This is a genomic window from Streptomyces sp. NPDC107517, from assembly GCF_055582645.1.
Window position 1 is genome coordinate 708326 of the sequence record NZ_JBVJPM010000001.1, and the last position, 22729, is coordinate 731054.

Here is a 22729-nt window from a genome sequence, read left to right on the forward strand (position 1 = left end):
AGGGTGAGGCAATCGGGTCGTGGTTGACGCGTGACACGGGGAACGTCAGCGCCGGCCGAACGGCTCCCGCGCGAACGACGCCGCCGCGCGGGGCGTGTACAGCCGCTCCACGTCCTGCGCGTACGCGGCCAGGACCGCGCTCCGGCGCAGCTTCAGCGACGGTGTGAGCAGGCCCGTGTCCGGTGTGAACTCGGCCGCCAGGATGCGGAATTCACGGATCGACTCCGCCCGCGAGACCCGGGTGTTCGCCCGCGAGACGGCACGCTGGATCTGCGCGCGCAGTTCCTCGTCCTCGGTCAGCGTGCCCGGTTCGGCCGGGGCGCGGCCCTTGAGGCGCTGCCAGTGGTGCAGGGCCTGCGGGTCGAGGGTGATGAGCGCGGCCACGTACGGCCTGTTGTCGCCGACGACGACGCACTGCGAGATCAGCGGGTGGCTCCGCAGCTCCTCCTCCAGGACCAGCGGCGACATGGTCTTTCCGCCGCTCGTGATGATGACGTCCTTCTTGCGGCCGGTGATGACGAGATAGCCGTCGTCGAGATGCCCGAGGTCCCCGGTCGCGAACCAGTCGCCGTGCAGCGCCGTTCGCGTCGCCTTCGGGTCGTTGAGATATCCCGAGAACACGACGTCGCCGCTGACCCAGATCTCGCCGTCGCCCGCGATGTGCACGGAGCACCCGGGAAGCGGCCGGCCCACCGTGCCGAAGCGGACCGCGCCGACCGGCTGAGCGGTCACCGCCGCCGTCGTCTCGGTGAGGCCGTAACCGTCGTGGACCGTGATGCCGGCACCGGCGAAGAACAGACCCGTCTCGCGGGACAGCGGCGAACCGCCCGACACCGCGTGCCGCACCCGCCCGCCGAGGACCGCGCGCAGCTTCGCGTACACCAGCCGCTCGTACACCGCGTGCCGCAGTCTGAGCCGCGGCCCCGGCCCCTGCCCGCGCCCGAGCGACTGCCGCTCCGCCGCCTCCGCGTACCGCACCGCGACCTGCGCCGCCCTGCGGAACAGCGTGCCGTGACCCGCGTGCTGCGCGGCCGCACGGGACCTGGCGAGGACCGTCTCGAAGATGTACGGGACCCCGAACAGGAACGTGGGCCGGAACGACGCGAGCGCCGGCAGGAGGCTCTCGGGGGAGAGATCGGGCTGGTGCGCCACATGCACACCGCCCCGTACCGAGCCGACGACGACCATCAGGCCGTAGCAGTGCGACAGCGGCAGGAACGCGAGCAGCGAGGGGGGTTCGCCGGGAGCATCGAGGAGGCTGCTCCAGCCGGCCAGCAGGTTGTCGCACTCGGACGCGAGGTTCGCGTGCGTGATGACACAGCCCTTGGGGCGGCCCGTGGTGCCGGAGGTGTAGCAGATGGCCGCCGGGTTCTTCGGGGCGACGGCCGCGCGCCGCCGGTGCACGTCCTCGTCGGCCACGCCCACGCCGTCGTCGGCGAGCGCCGCCACGCAGCCGCTGTCGAGCTGCCAGATCCGCGTGAGCGCGTTCTGTGAGCCGTACGCGGCGGCCACGGTCATCGCGTGGTTCTCGTTCTCCACGACGATGCCGGTCGCGCCCGTGTCCTGGAGGATCCACCGGACCTGCTCCACGGACGACGTGGGGTACACGGGGACGACCTCGGCGCCGACGGTCCACAGCGCGTACGCGAGGAGCGTCCACTCGTAGCGGGTACGGGACATGAGGGCCACGCGGTCACCGAGACGGACCCCGTTCGCGAGGAGGCCGCGGGCGACGGCGAGCACGTCGTCGCAGAACGCGGCGGCGGTGACAGGAATCCACGTGCCCCCGCCACGGCTGTCGCCCGGGCGTGAGAACTGGACGCGTCCCGGCTCGCGTTCGGCCGTCGCGAACACGGAGTCGGCGAGCCCGCCCGAACGCGGTGGCTCGACGAGGCGCGGGACGGTGAACTGCTGCATGGGTCCCCTTCCGTGGCGGCGGTCAGGACCGAACCGTTGGCAGCGCAAGCTACCCCCTGCGAGGGCGAGTGCCTAGGGCCTTTCGTTCCGGGGCCGGGCGGTGCGTCCGCCGGCGCGCCCCGTTACCTCGCCGCCCGCTGCACCGCCTCGGCCGCAAGCCCCGTGGCCGCGCGGCGTGTCGCCTCCGACAGGAGCGCCGTCCGGATCGGGCCTCCCGCCGCCAGATGACGGTCGTACGGCAGATGCACCACCGCGACTCCCGTCTCGCGCAGATGCGCGGTCGCCGCCTTCAGGTCGAGCGTCATGTCGGGCGCGCTCGACGTGAGCGCGACGACGGTACTGGCCAGGGCCGCCTTCGGGAGCTGCGCCAGCCAGTCGAGCACCACGCGCGTGCCGCCCACACCTTCCACCGTCATCGGGGCGACCACCACGCGCGCGTGCGCCGTGTCCATCGCCGTACGCGCCACCTCGCCCGGCAGCGTCTCGCAGTCCACGACCGTCACCGCGAAGTAGCGCCGCAGCGCGAGCGACACCGTCCGGTACGTGCGTATGTCCAGCGGGGCACCGACGCGGCCCTGGCTCGCCGGCAGCAGCCAGCCGCCGTCGGTGACCGGCACGAGATAGCCGGTGACGTCGGTGAGTCGCATGGACGGTTTGAGGATCTGCGCGAGGTCGGGGCACGACCAGCGCACCGACTCGGCGCCCAGCCGCACGGGCAGCGTGCCGAGTGCGGCATCCGCCTCCAGCGCGAGCACCGGGTCGTGCCGGTAGTGGTTGAGGGTGCGGGCGAGGAGGGCGGACACGGTGGTCTTGCCCACGCCGCCGCGGATGGAAGTCACGGCGACCACCCGGCCGTTGGCGACCGGCTGCTGCACCTCCCGCGCCAGACGCGTCTCTTCGGACGCTCCCGGCGCGGCGGACGAGGCGATCCTGCGCAGCGAATGCCCCGTGCGCCTGGCCACGGTGTCCCCGTGGTGAGCCCGCCCGAGCGCCCCGGCCAGCCGCGGGTCGACGGTGGGGACGGACTCGGGGGTGAAGGCGGGGAGCCGGGGGTTCCGCGAGCGGGGGGTGGGGGCGACCGGGGGGTGGGGTGCGGGCGCGTACGGCTGAGCGGTCGGCGCGGGCGCGGGGGTGTAGGGGGCGGGGAGTCCTGAGGGAGGCGGGGCGGAGGGGAGGTGGGAGGCCGGGGGGTTCGGGGGCGGGGCGGGCGCGTCGGGGGTGGGTGCGGCGTCCCTGATGCCGGCTTGGGGGACAGGTGTCGGGGCGTCCGGGGCCGGGGGGTGGGTGGCTGCGACGAGGACGGGTGCGGCGTCCCTGATGCCGGCTTGGGGGACGGGAGTGGGGGTGTCCGGGGCCGGGGGGTGCGTGGCTGCCACCGGGACGGGCACGGCGTCCGTGATGCCGGGCGGGGGCGCGGGTGTGGGGGTGGCCTTCTTGTCGATCTCTATGGACACGTTCGGCAGGGATGACGTGCGCGTGCTGCCGGGTCCGGGCTTTGGCGCCGGGAGGTTCGGGGCCGGCGGGGCGTCGGCGGGGGCGTCGGTCGATGCCGCCGGGACCGGTACCGCGTCCGCGTCCGTCGGCGGAGCCGGTCGGTCCGCACGGCCCGCCGCGAGGCGTGCCGCCAGTGACGCCGTCCGGCGTGGAGCCGGGGTGGCCGTAGGGGACATCGGTTCACCTGCAGCGTCGTCGTCCGGGTCGAGAGGAGGTGAGGGCGACGGGCCGGGGCCCGCGTCCGGTGACGGAGACGTATTGGGGCGCCTGCGCGGAAGCGGTGCGCGCCCGGGGGCGGGCGGAGGCGCCACCGAGGGCTCCGCCGCTCCCTCGGCCCCGGCGCCTGGCCCCGCTACCTCGGAACCGGACACATCCGACGCCGTCATCTCGCCGCCCTCCCCGCCCAGTTGTGCCTGGGTCTGCCTGAGCAGGTCCCGCAGTACGTTGTCCTGCCAGTCGCTCTGCGTCATGTCCCGAGCCCATACGCGAAGGTGTCGAACGCAAGCCCGTACACACCGAAGACGCCGAGCGGCTCGCGGGACGGCAGCACGAGTTCGACGCGTCCGCGCTCACCCGCCAAGGTGACTCCGCTCAGCGCCGTACGGTTCAGTGGCCCCGTCGATATCACGCGTTTGAACCTATCATCGGGCCGAAGACGTGCTGGTCGGCGTGGTGGACGGGGTTTCGGCGGGGAGGGACCGGCCGGGCGGAACGCCGACACGACGTCGCGAATCGGCTGTAGCCGACACCCTTGCCCTCCCTCCGTGCGCATCCCGGACGTACTCGCGGACATCGTACGAGCAGCCCGCGTCGCACGAGCAAACCGCCTGGTGCGGCGCGGGGTCGGGGCCGGTGTCCGGAGGCCCGCGCCCGCGATACGGCAGTCCGCCGCAACGGAGAGGGGGCGGGCCCGCACCACCGGACCCGCCCCCGTCTCACTCCGCCCTGCGGATCAGCGCCGCAGCGTCACCGTGAAGCCGCGGTCCAGGGACTGGCGCGCGGTCTTCACCGTCGTCACCCCCGTGTCCGCGTCGTAGTACCAGCCCGACCCGGCCGCCGCGAGCGCGTCCGCAGAGTCGGCACGGGGCAGCGCGCGCCCCTCCGCCGACACCCGGCGCGGCGCGCCCTCGCCGTGGACGGTGAACCGGTACGCGCGGGCGTCGGGCTTGTTCTTGTAACTGCCCTTGCTCGCACCGACGTTGAGGTCGGTCGCGTGCTCGCCCTGGTCGACCGTGACGCGCTGCCTCGCCGACGCGCCCTTGGCGAAGTCGCGGGTCACGCCGTCGTCCTCGTACAGCGTGTAGGAGGAGCGGCCCTGCGGATACACGTCCCAGTCCAGCTCGTGGACGTCACGCGACTTGTACGACGTCGTCCCCTTCGGCCACATCGGCACGACCGCACCGGACTTGACGAAGAGGGGGAGCGTGTCGATGGGTGCGTGGTAACCGTCGATCGTCGTCGGACCGTGGTACGTCTTGCCCGTCCAGTAGTCCGTCCATGTGCCCTTGGGCAGGTAGATGCCGTCACGGGTGTCCGAGTCCTTGTAGACCGGGGCGACCAGGAAGTCGTCGCCCGCCAGGTACTCGTACTTGGCGTTCGCGCCCAGCGTCGCGGGGTCGTCCGGGTACTCCAGGTAGAGCGGGCGCACGCCGCCGACGCCGGTCTTCGCCGCCTCGGCGGACAGCGTGTACAGGTACGGCAGCAGGCGCTCGCGCAGCTGGAGGTACTTGCGGTTGATCGACGTGTAGGGCTCGCCGTCCACCCACGGCTGCTGGTTGATCTTCTTGCCGGTGGTGATGTCCCTGGCCCAGCCGTCCATCGTCATGATGGCCGGCAGGAACGTCTTGGCCTGGAGGTCACGCGCGTACATCTTGGCGTCGTGGCTGTAAATGCTGCCCACGTCACCGGTGTTGTAGGCGATGCCCGACATCGTGGCGCCCGCGTACGTCGGGATCTGCCAGCGCACGAAGTCCCACGACAGCTTCTGGTCGCCGCTCCACAGCACGCCGCAGCGCTGCGCGCCCGCCCACGAGACGGGCATCCAGACGAAGCCGCGCGCGTCGCTGTTGTCCTCGATGCCGGCCTTCGCCTTGTCGCAGGCGTCCAGGGACATGCCGTAGCCGTTGCCGACCCAGGCGACGTCGAGCTTCGCGACGCGCTGTCCGGCCTTCACCTGGTCGGCGAGCTTGTCGATGCCGTCCTGGGTCCACAGGCCCATCTCGGTGCCGCGGTCCTGGAGGCCCTTCGCGGTCTCGGCGAGGTTCTCGTAGCCGCAGCCGTAGCCGTCGTTGACCAGCATCCAGCCGAGCGGCATCTGGTTCTCGACGTACCCGTCGGCGACCTTCAGGGAGTCGAGCGTGTGGCGCTCGCCCTGGTTGGCGTTGTGGAGGTAGCAGTCGGCGTCGCCGGGTTCGAGGCCGTACACCGGCGGCATGAACGGCTTGCCGACCAGCGACGTGTAGCCGCCGATCACCTTCTTCGCGTCACCGAGGAAGTAGTACGCGTCGAGGCGGCGCTCCTGCTGGCCCGCGTGGACGGAGGGGCCGAAGTCGTAGACGCCCGGGGCGAAGGTGTTGCGGTAGACGCCGTAGCCCGCCGAAGAGAGGTAGAACGGCTGCGAGTTGTTGTAGCCGCCCTCGTTCCAGTTGGTGTTGTTCGCGACGTAGACCGTCCTGTCGCGGTGCGAGAACGAGCCGTTCTGCTCGCCGCCGCCGAAGAACTGCTCGTCCTTGCCGCGTTCCAGGCTCTGCCGCATGCCGCCGGTGGACCAGCGCAGGGGCTTGTCCTCCTGCCAGACCCGCGTCCTGTTGTCGGCCTTGTAGAGGCCGAAGCGCAGGGGCTTCTTGTAGACGCGCAGGACGGCGCCGGGGGAGCGGATGCCGTAGTACGCGCCCGCGTCGAACGACGAGGTGTGCTGGTCGAGCGCGGGCTGCTTGCGCACGATCTGCGATCCTGCCGGGTCGCTGAACGTGCCGGACGGGTCGGCCTGGAGCCGCAGCCGACCGCCGGTCAGGAAGTCGGCCTTCGCCTTGAGGGCACCGGCGCCGATGGTGTAGCTGCCGTCCTTGCCCGTGAAGGAGGTCAGGTCGCCCGCGTCGGTCGTCTCGGGCAGATACGCCTTGCCGACGAAGGAGTTGTCGTGCACGTCGTAGGGGACGACCACGACGTGGTACGTGCCGTCGGCCTTCGGGATCACCGTGGCCTCGGGATCCGCCGTGCCCGCGCTGGCGGCGACCTGCTTGCCCGCGTCGTCGAAGACGTACATGTCGAAGTCGTCGGTGGGCTGCTTCGCCCACTCGATCGAGACGGGGACGCCGCCCTCGGGGTTGTCGTCCCAGTAGCCGTCAGGGACCGACACCGTGAGGTCGAAGCGGTCGCACACCTTGTTGTCGGGGTCGTCCGCGGCGGCCGGGCACTTGCCGGGATCGCCCACGGTCCCCGCGGGGTACACGGGGCTCTGCCACGTCACGCTCTTGTGGGCGTCGTCGAGGATGCCGCTGCCCGGAGTCGCCGCCCTCGCCTGCTGGGCGGGGGTCCCGAGGAGGGTCGCGCCGAGGAGTGCCGCGGTGCCGATCACCGCCAAGGTGCCCCCGCGAGACGGTCGTTGCCGTCTCAGCCGCCGTTGCCGCAGTCTTCGCAATCCGTGCAAGGTGCATCTCCGCTCAACCCGAGTGACCCATGGAGCCCGGCCGGTCGATGTGTACCAGTGCTTGAACTCTCGCTGTTTCGAGCAACTTCGAGCACGAAGGTTCACAGGGTTGAGGGGTTCTGTCAATGTCCTCGCACGGGCCGACTGCGTTCCGTCGCGCGATCTGCGGCTCGGACCGCGGCTGGGGTTGTGGCTCTGACTGTGCCCCGGGCTACGCCATCTGACGCCGCACCAGCTCGTGCAGCCGCCCGTTCGTGTCCGCGAGCAGCTGGGCCGGCGGTCCCTGCTGGACGACCCGGCCGTCCGCCATGACGATCACCCGGTCCGCGTCCATCACCGTGGACAGGCGGTGCGCGATGACGACGCGCGTGGCGTTCAGGGCGCGGGTGCTGTCGATGACGGTGCGCTGGGTCTCGTTGTCCAGCGCGCTCGTGGCCTCGTCGAAGAACAGGATGCGCGGCCGGCGGATCAGCGCCTGCGCGATCATCAGGCGCTGGCGCTGGCCGCCGGAGATGGCGCCGCCGCCGGCGATCATCGTGTGCAGGCCCATCGGCATCCGCTTGATGTCCTCGGCGAGCCCCGCCATCGCCGCCGCCTCCCACGCCTCCTCCTGCGTGAACACCTCGGCGCCGCAGATGCAGTCCAGGATCGAACCGGTCAGCGGCTGCGCGTTCTGGAGCACGACGCCGCACTGCCGGCGCACGGCGGCCTGGTCCAGCGCGCCGAGGTCCTGACCGTCGTACAGGACACCGCCCGAGACCGGCTTGTCGAAGCCGATGAGGAGGCGCAGGAGCGTGGACTTGCCGCAGCCGCTCGGGCCGACGACCGCGACGAACTCGCCCGGCCTGATCGACAGGTTCACGTCGTCGAGGACGAGCGGCCCGTCGTCCGTGTAGCGGAAGGACACGCCACGCGCCTCGATCTCGCCGGTCAGCTCGCCCGGCTGGGTGCTGGCGGCCCGCACCTCGGGCGCCTCGTCGAGAACGGGCTTGATCTGCTCGAACATCGGCAGGACGGCGGCCGCGGAGATCAGGGCGCCCGTGAGCTGCGTGACCGACGACAGCAGCATCGTCACCGCGGTGCTGAACGTGAGGAAGTCGCCCGCGGAGAGGGTGCCCCGCGCGGGTCCGGCGAGCAGCATGAACATCACGAGCGAACACAGGGGCAGATAGACCGCGTTGAGGACCGTCGTCAGGTTCTTGATGCGGCCCGCGCGCCGCTGGAGCTCGCGGCTGCGCGCGAACTCCCCGGCCCACGAGGCGTACGCGAAGCTCTCCGCGCCCGCGACCCGCAGCTTCGGCAGGCCGCGCAGCGTCTGGAACGCCTGGTTGTTGAGCTTGTTGCCGAGCACGACGAGACGGCGCTGCCAACGCAGTTCCCACAGCCCGAGGGTGAGGAAGACGCCCGCGATCACCGCGAGCATGGCGAGCGCGGTCAGCGCCAGGGGGACGCTGTAGAGGAGGAGCAGGACCAGGTTCATCGCGCCGACCGTGCCGGACTGCACCACCACCGGGCCCACACCGGACATGAGGCGGCGGATCGAGCTGATGCCCATGGCGGCGCTCGCCAGCTCACCCGTGGAACGCGACGCGAAGAACCGCGTGGGGAGCCTCAGCAGGCGGTCCCACACGGCGGGTTGGAGCGCGCTCTCGATCCGGCCCTCCATGCGCAGGATCGTCAGATTCTGCAGCAGCATGAACGCGGCCGACACGATGCTCGTCACCATGACCGCGAGGGAGACCTGCACGATGAGGTCCGTCTCGGCGTTCGGCACGTACACACCGAGCACCCGCCCGGTGGCGACCGGCACCAGGGCCCCGATCGCGACCGTCACGAGCCCGGCGAGCAGCAGATTGCGCACGTCGGCCCGCGTGCCGCGCGCGCTGAACCGCAGCAGCCGCAGCGGGCTCAGCGGCCGGTCGGGCAGCGGCCGGTACAGCATGACCGCCCGCTGCTCGAACTCCTCCGCGTTGTCCTCGTCGATCCGGGTCCGCCGCCCGCTCGACGGATGCACGGCCTCGTACCCGCCGCGCCGCCACAGCAGCGCGACCGGGGTGCCGGACGCCCGGTGCCCCACCAGGGGACCCGCGTTCTCGCGCCACCAGCGCCCGTCGAGGCGGACCGCGCGGGTACGGATCCGTGAGGCGACGGCGACCTGCTCGACCGGGTCGACGCGGTCGCTGACGGCGCCGCTGCGCTCGGGCGCCGAGAGCGTGATCCCGGCCGCGCCCGCGACCAGCTTGCACGCCGCGTACGTCGCGTCGTCGCTGTTCCCGGAGGACGAGCCGCGACGTGAACCGCCCTTGCCCTGGCGGCCGATGGACGCGAGGAGCGTCCGGTCGGCCTCCTCGCGGACGGTCTCGCCCGCCTTGATGCCCGCCGCAGCCCGGGTCTCGTGCGCGCTCTCCAGGCGTTCGATCCACCGGTCGAGCGCGGACAGGAGCCGGAACTGCTGATTGACCATGCGCTGCCACATCGAGCCGTCGACGAGCAGTTCGCCCACGGTGTCCGCGCTGTACGAGGCGCCGTACTGCACGCTGCCCGGCAGGATCGGCAGCCACAGGATGTCGTCGTCGCCCACGGAGTCGTCGCCGGCCGTCCGGCCGTCGAGGGGTGCCTCGAACAGGACGCGCTGGCTGCGGCCCACACCCAGGGCGAAGGCGTGCTCGAGGAGGCTGAGGGCGGCGTCCTGGGTGTCGTACTGGCTGAGGTACTGCTGGTCGTGCGACCACGAAGCGTCGCCGTAGTCGGGGCGCTGGAGTTCGCGCAGTCCGATGCGGCGCAGCAGGCAGCCCTGAAGCGGGCGGCCCACCAGCGTGTGCTGGGGTCCCTCGACCGGTCCGAGCAGCAGGGTCCCCGCTTCGAGCCGGCCCAGGAAGTGCCAGTGGCCCTGGGCGGCCGCGTCGACCGCGAACAGGTCGAGCGCGCCCTGGACGACCAGCCACAGGACCTGCGGTCCTTCGAGGTTAAGGCTGCGCATGCCGGCGCAGTCGACGGGCATGCCCAGAGAGCCGAACGCGGCGGTGACCTGGTCGCCGGCCGCGTGCTCCTGGTGTGTGTACGTCACGTCAGTGCTCCTTGACCAGCTCGGCGTACGGCCCGCCGGCGGCGACGAGCGCCTCGTGCCGGCCCCGCTCGACGATCTGGCCGTGGTCGAGGACGACGATCTCGTCGCTGTCGCGCACCGTGCTGAGGCGGTGCGCGATCACGACGCAGGCGCAGCCGCGACGCCGCAGATTGTCGATGATGAGCTGCTCCGTCTCGGCGTCGAGCGCGCTGGTCACCTCGTCGAGCACGAGGATGCTCGGCCGGCGCACCAGGGCCCGCGCGATCTCCAGGCGCTGGCGCTGACCGCCGGAGAAGTTCCGCCCGTCCTGCTCGACCCGCCCCTGGATGCCGCCGGGCCTGCGCGCGATGACGTCGTAGAGCGCCGCGTCCTTGAGGGCGTCGACGACGGCCTCGTCCGGGATCGACGGGTCCCACAGCGCGACGTTGTCGCGGACCGTGCCCTCGAAGAGGAACACGTCCTGGTCGACGAAGGACACCGACGCCGACAGGGCGCCCCGCGGGATGTCCTCCAGACGCTGTCCGTCGATGCGGATCGTGCCCTCCCACGGGCTGTAGAGCCCGGAGATCAGCCGCGACACCGTCGACTTGCCGCTGCCCGAGCCGCCGACGAGCGCCACCTGCTGACCGGGTCCGACCGCCAGGGAGAAGCCCGTGAGGAGCGGCTTGTCCAGCGGGCTGTAGCCGAACGTGATGTCGTCGAGCGTGACGTGCCCCTTCAGGCGGCGCGTGCTCGCCGCCGCGTCGGGCCGCGTGTACAGCGCGTCCGCCGGGAAGCTCTCCACATCCTTGAGGCGCGCCACGTCGGCGGCGAAGTCCTGGATGCGTCCGGCGACACCGTTGAGGCGGGTGATCGGCGCGGTGAAACGCGTGACGAGCGCCTGGAAAGCCACGAGCAGACCCACCGACAGATGACCCTCGACCGCGCGCAGGCCACCGATCCACAGGATCAGGGCGCTGTTGAGCGTCGCCAGGGTCGGCGCCACGATGCCGAGCCACGCGCTCGGCACCCCGAGCCGCTGCTGCTCCTCCAGCGTGGTCGCGTGCTGCCCCGCCCAGCGCCGGAAGTACCCGTTCTCGCCGCCCGTCGCCTTCATCGTCTCGATGAGCTGCAGGCCGGTGTACGAGGTGTTGGTGAGCCGCGCCGTGTCCGCGCGCAGCTTCTGCGTACGGGTGGCCCGCAGCCGGATCACGATCCGCATCGCGACGACGTTCCCGAGCGCGATGCCCACCCCGACGAGCGTGAGCTGCGGGTCGTACGTCCACAGCAGCGCCGCGTACAGGAGGACCACGACGCCGTCGACGCCCGCCGCGGTCAGGTCGCGCGCGAGCGTCTCGGAGACCGCGTCGTTCGACTGCAGGCGCTGCACCAGATCGGCGGGACTGCGCTGTGCGAAGAACGTCACCGGCAGCCGTAGGAGATGGCCGAAGAACCGGGCGCTGCTCAGCGTCGACGCGATGACACGTCCGCGCAGCAGATTGGCCTGCTGGAGCCAGGTGAGCACCGCCGTGAGCGCCACCATCGCGCCCATCGACGCGAACAGCGCGCCGAGCAGGGAGGTCTGGTCACCGATGAGGAACATGTCGATGTACGTGCGGCTGAGCGCGGGCAGCGCCGCGCCGACCGCGACCAGCAGGAGGCTCGCGAGCAGCGCCGCGAGCATCGTGCCCGTCGTGCCGCGAAGGCGCGCGGGCAGCGCCCGCAGGACACCGGGCCTGCGCCCGCCCGGGCGGAAGCCGTCGCCGGGTTCGAGGACGAGGACGACGCCCGTGAAACTGGTGTCGAAGTCCTCGGAGGGCACGAACCTGCGGCCCTTGTCAGGGTCGTTGATGTGCACGCCGCGCCGCCCGAAGCGCCGGCCCATGCCGTCGTAGACGACGTAGTGGTTGAACTCCCAGAACAGGATCGCGGGCGCCTCGACCTCCGCGAGCGCGGCCGGCTCCATCTGCATGCCGCGCGCGGTCATTCCGTAACTGCGGGCCGCCTTGAGGAGGTTGCTGGCCCGTGAACCGTCGCGCGAGACGCCGCACGCGATGCGCAGCTCCTCCAGCGGGACGTGCCGGCCGTGGTGCGCCAGGACCATCGAGAGCGACGCGGCGCCGCACTCGACGGCCTCCATCTGCAGGACGGTGGGCGTGCGGACGGTGCGGTGGCGGCGGCGCGGCGGCTTCGGCGCGGGACGCGCGCGGCGGCGGCCGTGTCCGGCCGGGGGCAGCTGCTGCTGGACTGCGGGGGAGGGGCTCACGGGAGCAGCCAATCGATCGGGCGCTGCTCGGCGAGGTGCACGGCGCCGGAGGCGGGGGTCATCGAGTCGAGCGCGTACGGGGGTCCGTCCTTGGACGACCACGCGTAACCCGACTTGGTGGAGGGCGACGCGACGAGCTTCACGAGGACCGCGACCGCCGGGCCGCCCTTCGTGAACTGCGTGGCCAGTTCCTTGTCGCCGAGGAACGCCTCGACCCGCTGACCGCTCTGCGCGCCGCGCCCGACCGCCTGCACCCGGCCGCGCAGCATGCCGTACTGCTGGGACGGCGCCGACTGGACAGTGAGGTCGACGTCCGCTCCGACGGGCACGGTGCCCGCGCGGTCCGCGGGGACGTACAGCATCGCGAGGAGGGGGTCGTCGGCGCCGGTCTTCTCGACGGTCGCCACGTCGGAACCGGTGGTGACGACCGCGCCGATCCGGGCGACGAGTGTGGTGACGCGGCCCGCGTCGACGGTCCGCACATAGCGGTCGCCCTGCGGCGTGCTGACCTTGAGGAGCGGGGAGTTCGCGGCGAGGCGCTGCCCCTCCTTGGCGAGCACGCCCGTGACCTGACCGGTGACGGGGCTCTGGAGGACGTAGCTGCCCTGCGCGTGGGTGAGGACGCCGGGGACCCGCAGCGTCGAGGAGAGCGACCCGGTCACGGCCCACACGGACGCCGCCGCCATCACGACGAGGGTCACGGCCAGCGCGAGTACGCCCTGGGGCCTCGCGAGCCGCACGGGAAGGTCGAGTTCCTCGGGCGACTGCAGCTTGGACAGGGCCTGTTGACGGAACTGCACGACGTACTTCCCTTACCTGTCTTCCGGTCCGGCGGGGTGCCGGGAGTGCCCAAGGGCCCCGGAACCGGGGGGAGGTTCCGGGGCCCTTGCGGAGCCGTGGCTCAGAGACCAGCGGTCAGGCCGGTGGCCAGGCCGGTGACGGCGGCGGTGTTGACGCCGGTCACGCCCTCGAGGGTGCCGGTCAGGCCACCGACGACGCCGGAGACGGGGGCGATCGAGTCGGCCGTGTTGGTCAGGTTGGCGGCGAGACCGCCGACGAGGCCGCCCGACACGTTGTCGAGGTCGGCGTCGGAGATCTCGAGGGTCTCAACCTGGGGGGTGGAGTTCATGATGTGAGCTGCCCTTCTCATTGGTAATTCTCAGAATGCGCGAATCACTTGCGTAACTCCCGCAGTGCGGAGGATCAAAGCACGATGACACCTCGCACATCCAATCGGAAGGTCCCCGGTCAGAGGCTGTGCGGGCACGTAATTACCGCCGCGTGCAGGAGTGTTCACGCCGTGGGGGCAGACCCTTCACAGGATCCACAGGTCCGAATTCTCGAGCGGGCTCCATGAATTTCTGCAAAATGGACACTCCCGCATTTTTGGCCGGGGTCGCATTTGAGGGTTGTGCGCATTCACAGCACACGGTGACCGGACTGCGCATTCGGTGTGCAGGTTTTCTGGAGGGACGCGCGGGGGCGCAGGGGGGTTGTCTCCGGGGCCGTGCCGTGAAGAATGGGGCAATGCTGGAGTTGTCGCAGGACACAGGCGTGACGCTGCCCGGCGGTGCGAGGGCGGTGCGGTTCGGGATGACGCCCGACGAGGTGCTCTCCCGGCTCACCGAGGGCGTGATCACACGCAGGCGGCAGTGCATGACACTGACGCGCGAGCAGTACCCGGAGCTGCGGCATGCGCACGACGCCTGGCTCAGTGGGCTCCTCCACGAACCGGACTGGGCCTTCGAGGCGGAGTTCGACGGAGTCACGCTCCGCTTCAGCGGCGGCGGCCCGGGCGCCGCGGACCGGCTGTCCCGGCTCGACGTCACCACCACGGTCCCCGCCCCGGCGACGCCGGTCGCCTGGGACGACATAGACCTCTTCGGGTACCCGGCGGCCGAGGTCGCCGAGGCCCTGTCCGAGGCCACGCGGCTGCCGGACGGCCCGCCGGCGGGAGGGGGCCGGACCGCGACCGACCTGGTCGTCGAGACCGCGGGACTGCGCCTGTCGCTGCTGACGCCTCCGTCCGCCGGTCAGCGGGTTGCGCTGCTCGGGCCCGACGCCCGGTCCTGGCAGGCGTGTTGTGACGGCGCGTGGGAGTGCGCGAAAGAAGGGGACGCGCTCACCGGGATCATGCGATGACCTGAGCGCCGCCCCCTGGAGCCCTCAGGGCCCCGCGCCCGTCCGCGCGGCCCCGGGACTCCGAGCCCTACAGCGGCAGCGCGCAGACGGCGATCGGTGCGGCGAAGGCGGGACCCTCCACCGGGGTGAGCCCGCCGCCGCAGTGGTCGACGTGGAAGACGGTCACGGACCCGGACTTCTGGTTCGCGGCGAACAGGAGCCGCTCGTTCGGCGAGAAGGCGATCTGGCGCGGGAAGTCGCCGCCGACGGGCACCGTGTCGAGCAGGCGCAGCCGCGCGCCGTCCGCCTCGATCGCGTACCGGGTCAGGCTGTTGTGCCCGCGGTTGGCGAGGTAGGCGAAGCCGCCCTCGGCCGTGACCAGGATCTGCGCCGGGTAACTGGTGCCCGAACCGGTGCCGGTGGACTGAGGTTCGCCGGGCGTGAGGCGTCCCGTCCCCGGGTCGTACGCGCAGACGACCACGGTGTTGTTCACCTCGTTGGCGAGGTACGCGAAGCGGCCACCCGGGTGGAACGTGAGGTGCCGGGGGCCCGCGCCCGGGCGCAGGGACGCGTACGACACCTGCGTGAGCGTCCCGGCCGTCGTGTCCAGGCGGTACGTGTAGACGGTGTCGTTGCCCAGGTCGACGGCGAGCACGTGCCGCCCGTCCGGGGACGTGATGATCTGGTGCGCGTGCGGGCCCTGCTGGCCGGGGCCGGGCGCGGGCCTGGAGTGGGTGACGAGAGCGGTGCGTTCACCGAGTGCGCCGGAGTCGGCGACGGGGTGCACGGCGACGCTGCCCGAAAGGTAGTTGGCGCTCAGCAGCCACCGGCCGCTCGGATGCACCGACAGATGGCAGGGGCCCGCGCCGCCCGTGCTCCGCCGGCCGAGCACGCGCCGGTCCGCGAGCCGGACCGCCGTCACACCGCCGTCCTGCCTCTCGTCGACCGCGTACAGAGTGTGGCCGCGCGGATGCACCGCCAGATACGAGGGGTCGGCCACCCCGTCGATCGTCCCGGTCCCGGTGATGCGGCCCGTGCTCGCGTCGTACGCGGCGAGCCCGATGCCGCTGCCACCGCCGTCCTGGGAGGTGTACGTGCCGAGGTACAAGGGCTGTGCCGCGCGCGGCGGGCGTGCCTGCGCGGGACCCGCCGCCGCCGTGACGACACCGCCGGCCGCGGCTGCCGCGATCCCGCCGAGGAAGCGGCGGCGGCCGGTGCTGCTGCTCATTCCTGGTACCTCCGGGGTCAGAGTGACGTGGCCCCTACCTTGGTGTGTGCCCCTTCAACTGGCAAGAGACGCAACCGTGGTTGCACTCCGCGCAACACGCCTCAGCGGTCGAGCTCCTTGTGCGCGCTCTCCGGCAGCCGCAGATACACCACGGACGACACCAGGCAGAGCACGGCGACGTACCAGGGGAAGAGACCCGCGTGCCCGGTCTCCTTGAACAGCGTGCCGACATAGGGAGCCGTCCCGCCGAAGACGGCGACGGTGAGCGAGTACGGGAACCCGATGCCCGCCGCGCGCACCCGCGCGGGGAACACCTCGGCGTTGACCGCGGCCGAGATCGACGTGAAGCCGGTGAGCAGCACCATCCCCGCGCACTGCACCAGGAGCAGCGAGGTGAACGAGCTGCCGAGCGAGCGCAGCAGCGGCACGCTGAGCAGAGCGAAGCCCAGGCCGAAGAAGAGGAGCAGCGGCTTGCGCCCGAACCGGTCCGAGAGCATGCCGCCGACCGGCTGGAGGAGGGCGAAGAAGGCCAGCGCGATGGTCCCCGCGACGAGGGCGTCCGCCTTGTCGATGCCCGCGTTCAGCTCGGCGTACGTGGGCAGATAGGACGTCCATGTGTAGTAGGCGAGCGTGCCGCCCGCGGTGATGCCGCAGATCAGGAGGGACTCGCGCGGGTGGTGGCGCAGCGCGTCGAAGAGGCCCGGACGCTCGGCCGCACGCTGCTCGGCGCTGCGCGTCTCGTACGCGCCGCGCCGGATCCAGAAGCCGACCAGGCTCAGGAGCGCGCCGAGGACGAACGGCACGCGCCAGCCCCAGCCGTCCATCTGTCCGTCGCCGAGCGTGCTCACCAGCGCCGCCGCGACACCGGACGCCGCGAGCTGTCCGGCGGACGTCGACACGTACTGGAAGGACGAGAACAGCCCGCGCCGTCCCGGGCCCGCCGACTCCACGAGGAAGGTGGTCGAGGCCGCGAACTCGCCTCCGACGGACAGTCCTTGGAGCAGGCGCGCGAGAACGAGCACCACGGGCGCGAGAACGCCCGCGGCCCCGTACGTCGGGGTGAGGCCGACGAGCAGGCTGCTGCCGCCCATCAGCAGGATGGTCACGGTCAGCGCGGCCCGGCGGCCGTGCCGGTCGGCGACCGCTCCCATGAGGAGCCCGCCGACCGGCCGCATGAAGAACCCGACGGCGAACACCGCGAACGTGGAGAGCAGCGGTACGAGGGAGTTGCCCGAGCCCTTGGGGAACACCTGGCCCGCGATGTACGTGGCCAGGAAGGTGTAGGCATACCAGTCGTACCATTCGACCGCGTTGCCGACGGAGGCTGCGAGGAGCTGGCGCAGGGGGCGGCGAGGGGGAGCGGTTTTCAGGGATCCGGCCGCCGGATCCGACGGGTCCGAGGGGCCGGACGGGGCCGACGGGGAGGGGGACGCGCGATCTGTCATGATCGCGACCATCCCCCGAACCCCGCCGTCCCACACCTCAGGTCTTACGGCCCGAGGTCACGGTCAGCCCTTGCGGTACGAGATCACTGTCGTCGTCACCAGACACGGTGAGGGCGGCACCATCTCCACCCGCAGCGTGCCGCTCGCGGTGTCGTAGTCGACGCCCTCGGCCTCGAACGTGCCCGAACAGATGCTGCGTTGAGGGATCGCGAACGCCGCCGTGACGTGCCCGGTGACCGGCGAGCCGTCCAGCGGGCGGTCCAGGGCGACCTCCAGGACCTCCTTCGTCGAGCCGTCGGACGAGCACGCCAGATGGGTGGCGTCGGTGAAGTCGCAGCCCTGGATGTTGTCGACCGGCTTGTCGAGAGTGATCTGCCCGGCCTGCGGGAGATTCGCGCCGGGCGCGGGCGCCGACGGGTTGAGCACGGGCGCCGGGAAGACCTGGAGCCGGTTCATGGTGCCCCACTCGCCGGCCACCAGCCACTGCCCGTCGGGCGACACGGAAGCGAACGAGTTGTTGAGCAACTCGCCCTGATCCAGGCTGTGTTCGTACGTGGTGCGCTTCCCGTCGGGGGCCGTCACCGCGAACATCTTCTTCGTCGTGGCGTCGCCGCCCTGGTACGCGTCGAACGTGTAGCCCTGCGCCACGTCCGGGTCGCCTATGTGGGACCAGCCCGCCGTGCGCAGATCGAGCGGAACGGAAGCGAGGCCCCGGTACACCAGGGAGCCGTCGGCGTGGCTCGCCAGGCCCTGGCTGCCGGTGAGTGAACTCACCCGCGCGGTGCCGGTCTCGGTCCAGGCGGGCGCGGCCACCGCCGTGCCCGCGCCGAGCGCGAGAGCGCCCAGGGTGGCGGCCAGAGTGAGGAGTTGGCGTCTTGTCCGTCGTTGCGTGGGGGGTTTCATCGCGGCCTCCGCCGGTCGAAGATCGGGTCGCGGACCAGGCTGCCCTACGATCGGCGCATGAGGCTGACGATTCTCGGCGGTGGCGGATTTCGGGTGCCCCTGGTGTACGGAGCGCTGCTCGGCGACCACGCCGAAGGCCGCGTCACCCAGGTCACGCTGCACGACACCGATCCGGACCGGCTGCGGGCCGTCACCGGCGTACTGGCGGAACAAGCCACCGGCGTCCCCGACGCGCCCGCCGTGCACGCCACCACCGACCTCGACGAGGCGCTGCGCGGCGCCGACTTCGTGTTCTCCGCGATCCGCGTCGGCGGCCTCGCCGGCCGCGCGGCGGACGAGCGGGTCGCCCTCGCCGAGGGGGTGCTCGGCCAGGAGACCGTCGGCGCCGGCGGCATCGCGTACGGCCTGCGGACCGTGCCCGTCGCCGTCGACATCGCGCGCCGCGTCAGGCAACTCGCGCCCGACGCCTGGGTCATCAACTTCACCAACCCGGCGGGGCTGGTCACCGAGGCCATGTCACGGCACCTCGGCGACCGGGTCATCGGCATCTGCGACTCGCCCGTCGGACTCGGCCGCCGCGTGGCGCGCGTCCTCGGCGCAGACCCGGGCGAGGCCTGGATCGATTACGTCGGCCTCAATCATCTCGGCTGGCTGCGCGGACTCGTGGTGAACGGCCGCGACGAGCTCCCGCGCCTGCTCGCCGACGAGAAGCTGCTCGGCTCCTTCGAGGAAGGCCGCCTCTTCGGCACGGAGTGGCTCCGCTCCCTCGGCGCGATCCCCAACGAGTACCTGCACTACTACTACTTCAACCGCGAGACCGTCCGCGCCTACCAGGAGGCCGCTCGCACCCGCGGCGCGTTCCTGCTCGACCAGCAGGCCGCCTTCTACGCCGACCCGTCGTACGCCAGTTGGGACCGCACCCGCGCCGAGCGCGAGGCCACGTACATGGCGCACAACCGCGAGGCGTCCGGCGCGGGCGAGCGGGACGCGGCCGACCTCGAGGAGTCGGGCGGCTACGAGAAGGTGGCGCTCGCCCTGATGCGCGCCATCGCCCGCGACGAGCGCGCGACGCTGATCCTCAACGTGCGCGGGCGCGGCGCCCTGCCGTCGCTCGACGACGACGCCGTGGTCGAGATCCCCTGCCTCGTCGACGCCAACGGGGCGCACCCCGTCAGCGTGGCTCCGCTGCCCGGTCACGCAACGGGCCTGGTCTCCTCGGTCAAGGCCGTCGAGCGCGAGGTGCTCGAAGCGGCCGAGGGCGGCTCGCGCGCCGCCGCCGTCAAGGCCTTCGCCCTCCACCCCCTCGTCGACTCCGTGACGGTGGCCCGCCGCCTCCTGGAGGGATACACGGCGGCCCACCCCGGCCTCGCCTACCTGACCCACTGAGGGGTGTCCGGCGGATCGGGGCCGGGTAGGTCGCGGCGAGGTGCCGTGCCAGGCGTCGCGACCCCGGCCCGTGATCCGCCGGACACCCCCGAGTAGAGGAGCCCGTATGCACGACGAACTCCGCCGCATCGAGCAGCGCGTCGCCCGCGTCCACGACCAGCGCGTCAAGCCGGCCGTCCACAGCGCCCGGGTCCCGCTCGACCTCCAGGCCTGGCACGCGCCCGGCGAGCCCGTCCCCTTCGCCGAGGCGAAGTCGGCCCCGTACAAGCCGTTCAGTGTCGGCACCCCGTGGGGGCCGCCCTGGGGCACCACCTGGTTCACGGCGCACGGAACGGTCCCCGCCGAGTGGGCGGGCCGCCGCGTCGAGGCCGTCTTCGACCTGGGCTTCGTCAACGACTGGCCCGGCAACCAGGCGGAGGCCCTCGTCCACCTCCCCGACGGCCGCCCCCTCAAGGCCGTCAACCCGCAGAACCAGTACGTGCCCGTGGCCCGCCCCGCGCAGGGCGGCGAAGTGGTCGACTACCTCGTCGAGGCCGCCTCCAACCCGGACATCCTCGCCGACCGCTTCGCCCACCCCACCCCGCTCGGCGACCCGCGCACGGCGGGCGACCAGCCGCTCTACACCTTCAGGAGCGCCGACCTCGCGATCCTCGACGAGGACGTCTTCCACCTCTCGCTCGACCTTCAGGTCCTGCGCGAGCTGATGCTGGAGCTGAGCGAACACGAGCCGCGCCGCCACGAGATCGCGCACACGCTCGAAGCGGCGCTCGACGCCCTCGACCTCGACGACATCTGCGGCACGGCCGCCGCCGCCCGCGCCGTCCTCGCCCCGGCCCTCGCGAAGCCGGCGCACGCGGGCGCGCACACCCTCTCCTCCGTCGGCCACGCGCACATCGACTCGGCCTGGCTGTGGCCGATCCGCGAGACCAAGCGCAAGACGTCCCGCACCTTCTCGAACGTGACGGCGCTCGCGGACGAGTACGACGAGTTCGTCTTCGCCTGCTCGCAGGCCCAGCAGTACGAGTGGGTCAAGGACAACTACCCGCACGTGTGGGACCGCATCAAGGAGGCCGTCGCCAAGGGCCAGTGGGCGCCCGTCGGCGGGATGTGGGTCGAGTCCGACGGCAATCTGCCCGGCGGCGAGGCCATCGCCCGCCAGCTCGTGCACGGCAAGCGCTTCTTCATCGAGCACTTCGGCGTCGAGACGAAGGGCGTGTGGCTGCCCGACTCGTTCGGCTACAACGCCGCCTACCCGCAGCTCGCCCGGCTCGCCGGAAACGAGTGGTTCCTCACGCAGAAGCTGTCCTGGAACCAGACCAACAAGCTGCCCCACCACTCGTTCTGGTGGGAGGGCATCGACGGCACGCGGATCTTCACCCACTTCCCGCCGGTCGACACCTACAACGTCGAGTTCTCCGGCCGTGAGATGGCGCACGCCGTCCGCAACTACCAGGACAAGGGGCGGGGCACCCGCTCGCTGGCGCCCTTCGGGCACGGCGACGGCGGAGGCGGCCCCACCCGCGAGATGCTGGAGCGCGCCCGCCGCCTGGCCGACCTGGAGGGCTCCGCGAAGGTCAGGGTCGAGCACCCGGACGCCTTCTTCGCCGAGGCGAGCAAGGAGATCCCCAAGGACCAGGTGTGGTCCGGCGAACTCTATCTGGAGCTGCACCGTGCCACGTACACCTCGCAGGCCCGCACCAAGCAGGGCAACCGGCGCAGCGAACACCGCCTGCGCGAGGCCGAGTTGTGGGCCACGGCCGCCGCCCTGCGCGCGCCGGGGTACGCGTACCCGTACGAGAAGCTCGACCGGCTGTGGAAGACGGTGCTCCTGCACCAGTTCCACGACATCCTGCCCGGGTCGTCCATCGCCTGGGTGCACCGCGAGGCCGAGGCGGAGTACGCGCGCGTGGCGGTCGAACTCGAAGCGATCACGGCGGAGGCGGTGGGTGCGCTGGGGGGTGGCGAGGGCGGACCGCACGTGTTCAACACCAGCCCGTACGCCCGTACCGAAGTGATCCGCACCCCGGCAGGTGAGCTGGCCCGCACCCACGTGCCCGCCAACGGGTCGGCGCCTGTGGCCCCCGCCGACCCCGACCGCCCCGTCACCGTCACGGACGGCCGCACGCTCGACAACGGGCTCGTCCGCGTCGTCATCGGCCCCGACGGGACGCTGGCCTCCGTGTACGACCTGACCGCGGAACGCGAGGTCCTCGCGGGCCCCGGCAACCTGCTCCGCCTCCACAGCGACCTGCCCAACTACTGGGACGCGTGGGACATCGACAAGCACTACAAGAACCACTACCGCGACCTCCTCGACGCCGAGTCCGTGACGGTGAGCGAGGAAGGGCCGCTGCGTGCCGCCGTCCGGGTGGAGCGCGCCTTCGGCAAGGGCTCCCGCATCACGCAGACCGTCACCCTGCGCGCGGGCAGCAAGCGCGTCGACGTCGAGACCGAGATCGACTGGCACGAGACAGAGAAGATCCTCAAGGCCGCGTTCCCCGTCGACGTCCGCGCCGACCACTCCAGCGCCGAGATCCAGTTCGGCCACGTCAAGCGCCCCACGCACACCAACACCAGCTGGGAGGCGGCCCGCTTCGAGGTGTACGGCCACCGCTGGGTCCACATCGGCGAACCCGGCTACGGCGTCGCGGTCCTGAACGACTCCACGTACGGCCATGACGTCTCGCGCACGACCCGCGACGACGGCGGCACGACCACCACCGTCCGCCTCTCCCTCGTGCGGGCCCCGCGCGTCCCCGATCCGGAGGCCGACCAGGGCGCGCACCGCTTCACCTACTCCCTGCTGCCCGGCGCGAGTGTCGCCGACGCGGTCGCCGAGGGGTACGCGCTCAACCTGCCGCTACGGGTGGCCGGTTCGGGCGGTGCACCGGAGCCGGTGGTGTCGGTGGACGGCGACGGTCTGACGGTGGAGGCGGTGAAGCTCGCCGACGACGGCTCGGGCGATGTCGTCGTACGGCTCTACGAATCCCTCGGCGGCCGGGCGGCGGGCACGCTGCGCACGGGCTTCCCGCTCGCCGGCGTCCAGGTCACCGATCTCCTGGAGCGGCCTTTCGCGCGGCAGCCGGAGCAGGTGCTGCCGGCGGACGGTGATGACGCGGTGCGGGTGGCGCTGCGGCCGTTCCAGATCGTGACGCTGCGGCTCGCGGTGGGCGGCCGGGGCTGAAGTCGTCAGTGGGGAGGGCCGGTTGGCCCTCCCCTCCGTTTGCGGCTCGGTGATTGTTTCTGACGCATACGGCGAACTTTCATGCAAGTG

Annotated in this window: 14 protein-coding genes; 3 read left to right on the forward strand and 11 right to left on the reverse strand. The window is 72.0% G+C overall.

What is annotated here, in order from left to right; all coding sequences use genetic code 11:
- Positions 1-45: 45 nt before the first annotated feature.
- The 8 genes from ACZ67T_RS03020 to ACZ67T_RS03055 all read right to left on the reverse strand — a co-directional run bounded on the left by ACZ67T_RS03020 (position 46) and on the right by ACZ67T_RS03055 (position 13501).
- Positions 46-1917 (reverse strand): AMP-dependent synthetase/ligase, encoded by a 1872-nt coding sequence (locus tag ACZ67T_RS03020; RefSeq protein WP_469981213.1) that lies wholly within the window; start codon positions 1915-1917, stop codon positions 46-48.
- A gap of 122 nt (positions 1918-2039) precedes the next feature.
- The gene (locus tag ACZ67T_RS03025; RefSeq protein ID WP_469981214.1) at positions 2040-3371 is read right to left on the reverse strand and encodes a type VII secretion protein; all 1332 of its coding nucleotides are present in this window, start codon (positions 3369-3371) and stop codon (positions 2040-2042) included.
- Positions 3372-3877: 506 nt separating this feature from the next.
- A complete protein-coding gene (locus tag ACZ67T_RS03030; protein WP_469981215.1) occupies positions 3878-4039 on the reverse strand; it encodes a hypothetical protein in 162 nt (53 codons plus the stop codon).
- A gap of 324 nt (positions 4040-4363) precedes the next feature.
- Complete coding sequence (locus ACZ67T_RS03035; protein ID WP_469981216.1) at positions 4364-6988, reverse strand: TIM-barrel domain-containing protein; 2625 nt, start codon at positions 6986-6988, stop codon at positions 4364-4366.
- 283 nt (positions 6989-7271) lie between these two features.
- Complete coding sequence (locus ACZ67T_RS03040) at positions 7272-10127, reverse strand: NHLP bacteriocin export ABC transporter permease/ATPase subunit (protein WP_469981217.1); 2856 nt, start codon at positions 10125-10127, stop codon at positions 7272-7274.
- Position 10128: 1 nt separating this feature from the next.
- Positions 10129-12384: an NHLP family bacteriocin export ABC transporter peptidase/permease/ATPase subunit gene (locus tag ACZ67T_RS03045; RefSeq protein ID WP_469981218.1), complete on the reverse strand. Its 2256-nt coding sequence runs from the start codon at positions 12382-12384 to the stop codon at positions 10129-10131.
- Positions 12369-13172, reverse strand: a complete 804-nt coding sequence (locus tag ACZ67T_RS03050) for a hypothetical protein (RefSeq protein WP_469981219.1) — start codon at positions 13170-13172, stop codon at positions 12369-12371. Before ACZ67T_RS03050 ends, ACZ67T_RS03045 begins: the two co-directional genes overlap by 16 nt.
- 101 nt (positions 13173-13273) lie before the next feature.
- Positions 13274-13501: a type A2 lantipeptide gene (locus ACZ67T_RS03055; RefSeq protein ID WP_469981220.1), complete on the reverse strand. Its 228-nt coding sequence runs from the start codon at positions 13499-13501 to the stop codon at positions 13274-13276.
- Between the two features lie 398 nt (positions 13502-13899).
- Here ACZ67T_RS03055 and ACZ67T_RS03060 point away from each other — a divergent pair, with 398 nt between their 5' ends.
- On the forward strand, positions 13900-14514 hold the full coding sequence (locus ACZ67T_RS03060) for a hypothetical protein (protein ID WP_469981221.1): 615 nt from the start codon (positions 13900-13902) through the stop codon (positions 14512-14514).
- A 67-nt stretch (positions 14515-14581) separates the two neighbouring features.
- Here ACZ67T_RS03060 and ACZ67T_RS03065 read toward each other — a convergent pair whose 3' ends face one another.
- From ACZ67T_RS03065 to ACZ67T_RS03075, 3 genes are all read right to left on the reverse strand, one after another.
- Positions 14582-15721, reverse strand: coding sequence for a lactonase family protein (locus ACZ67T_RS03065; RefSeq protein ID WP_469981222.1), 1140 nt, complete (start codon positions 15719-15721; stop codon positions 14582-14584).
- Positions 15722-15822: 101 nt separating this feature from the next.
- Positions 15823-17178: an MFS transporter gene (locus tag ACZ67T_RS03070; RefSeq protein WP_469981223.1), complete on the reverse strand. Its 1356-nt coding sequence runs from the start codon at positions 17176-17178 to the stop codon at positions 15823-15825.
- 51 nt (positions 17179-17229) lie between these two features.
- A complete protein-coding gene (locus ACZ67T_RS03075; RefSeq protein ID WP_469981224.1) occupies positions 17230-18069 on the reverse strand; it encodes a hypothetical protein in 840 nt (279 codons plus the stop codon).
- Positions 18070-18126: 57 nt separating this feature from the next.
- Between ACZ67T_RS03075 and ACZ67T_RS03080 the strand changes: the two genes are divergently transcribed.
- Together ACZ67T_RS03080 and ACZ67T_RS03085 are read left to right on the forward strand one after the other, a co-directional pair.
- The gene (locus ACZ67T_RS03080) at positions 18127-19455 is read left to right on the forward strand and encodes a 6-phospho-beta-glucosidase (RefSeq protein ID WP_469981225.1); all 1329 of its coding nucleotides are present in this window, start codon (positions 18127-18129) and stop codon (positions 19453-19455) included.
- A gap of 106 nt (positions 19456-19561) precedes the next feature.
- Entirely contained in the window at positions 19562-22639 is a 3078-nt protein-coding gene (locus ACZ67T_RS03085; protein WP_469981226.1) for an alpha-mannosidase, read from the forward strand.
- The last annotated feature ends 90 nt before the right edge of the window (positions 22640-22729 follow it).

What these genes read in the sequence shown, in the direction of transcription:
- ACZ67T_RS03070 (WP_469981223.1), bottom strand. Translation starts at nt 17,178, where the DNA reads ATGGTCGCGATCATGACAGATCGCGCGTCCCCCTCCCCGTCGGCCCCG.
- ACZ67T_RS03080 (WP_469981225.1), top strand. Translation starts at nt 18,127, where the DNA reads ATGAGGCTGACGATTCTCGGCGGTGGCGGATTTCGGGTGCCCCTGGTG.
- ACZ67T_RS03085 (WP_469981226.1), top strand. Translation starts at nt 19,562, where the DNA reads ATGCACGACGAACTCCGCCGCATCGAGCAGCGCGTCGCCCGCGTCCAC.
- ACZ67T_RS03075 (WP_469981224.1), bottom strand. Translation starts at nt 18,069, where the DNA reads ATGAAACCCCCCACGCAACGACGGACAAGACGCCAACTCCTCACTCTG.
- ACZ67T_RS03060 (WP_469981221.1), top strand. Translation starts at nt 13,900, where the DNA reads ATGCTGGAGTTGTCGCAGGACACAGGCGTGACGCTGCCCGGCGGTGCG.
- ACZ67T_RS03065 (WP_469981222.1), bottom strand. Translation starts at nt 15,721, where the DNA reads ATGAGCAGCAGCACCGGCCGCCGCCGCTTCCTCGGCGGGATCGCGGCA.
- ACZ67T_RS03020 (WP_469981213.1), bottom strand. Translation starts at nt 1,917, where the DNA reads ATGCAGCAGTTCACCGTCCCGCGCCTCGTCGAGCCACCGCGTTCGGGC.
- ACZ67T_RS03055 (WP_469981220.1), bottom strand. Translation starts at nt 13,501, where the DNA reads ATGAACTCCACCCCCCAGGTTGAGACCCTCGAGATCTCCGACGCCGAC.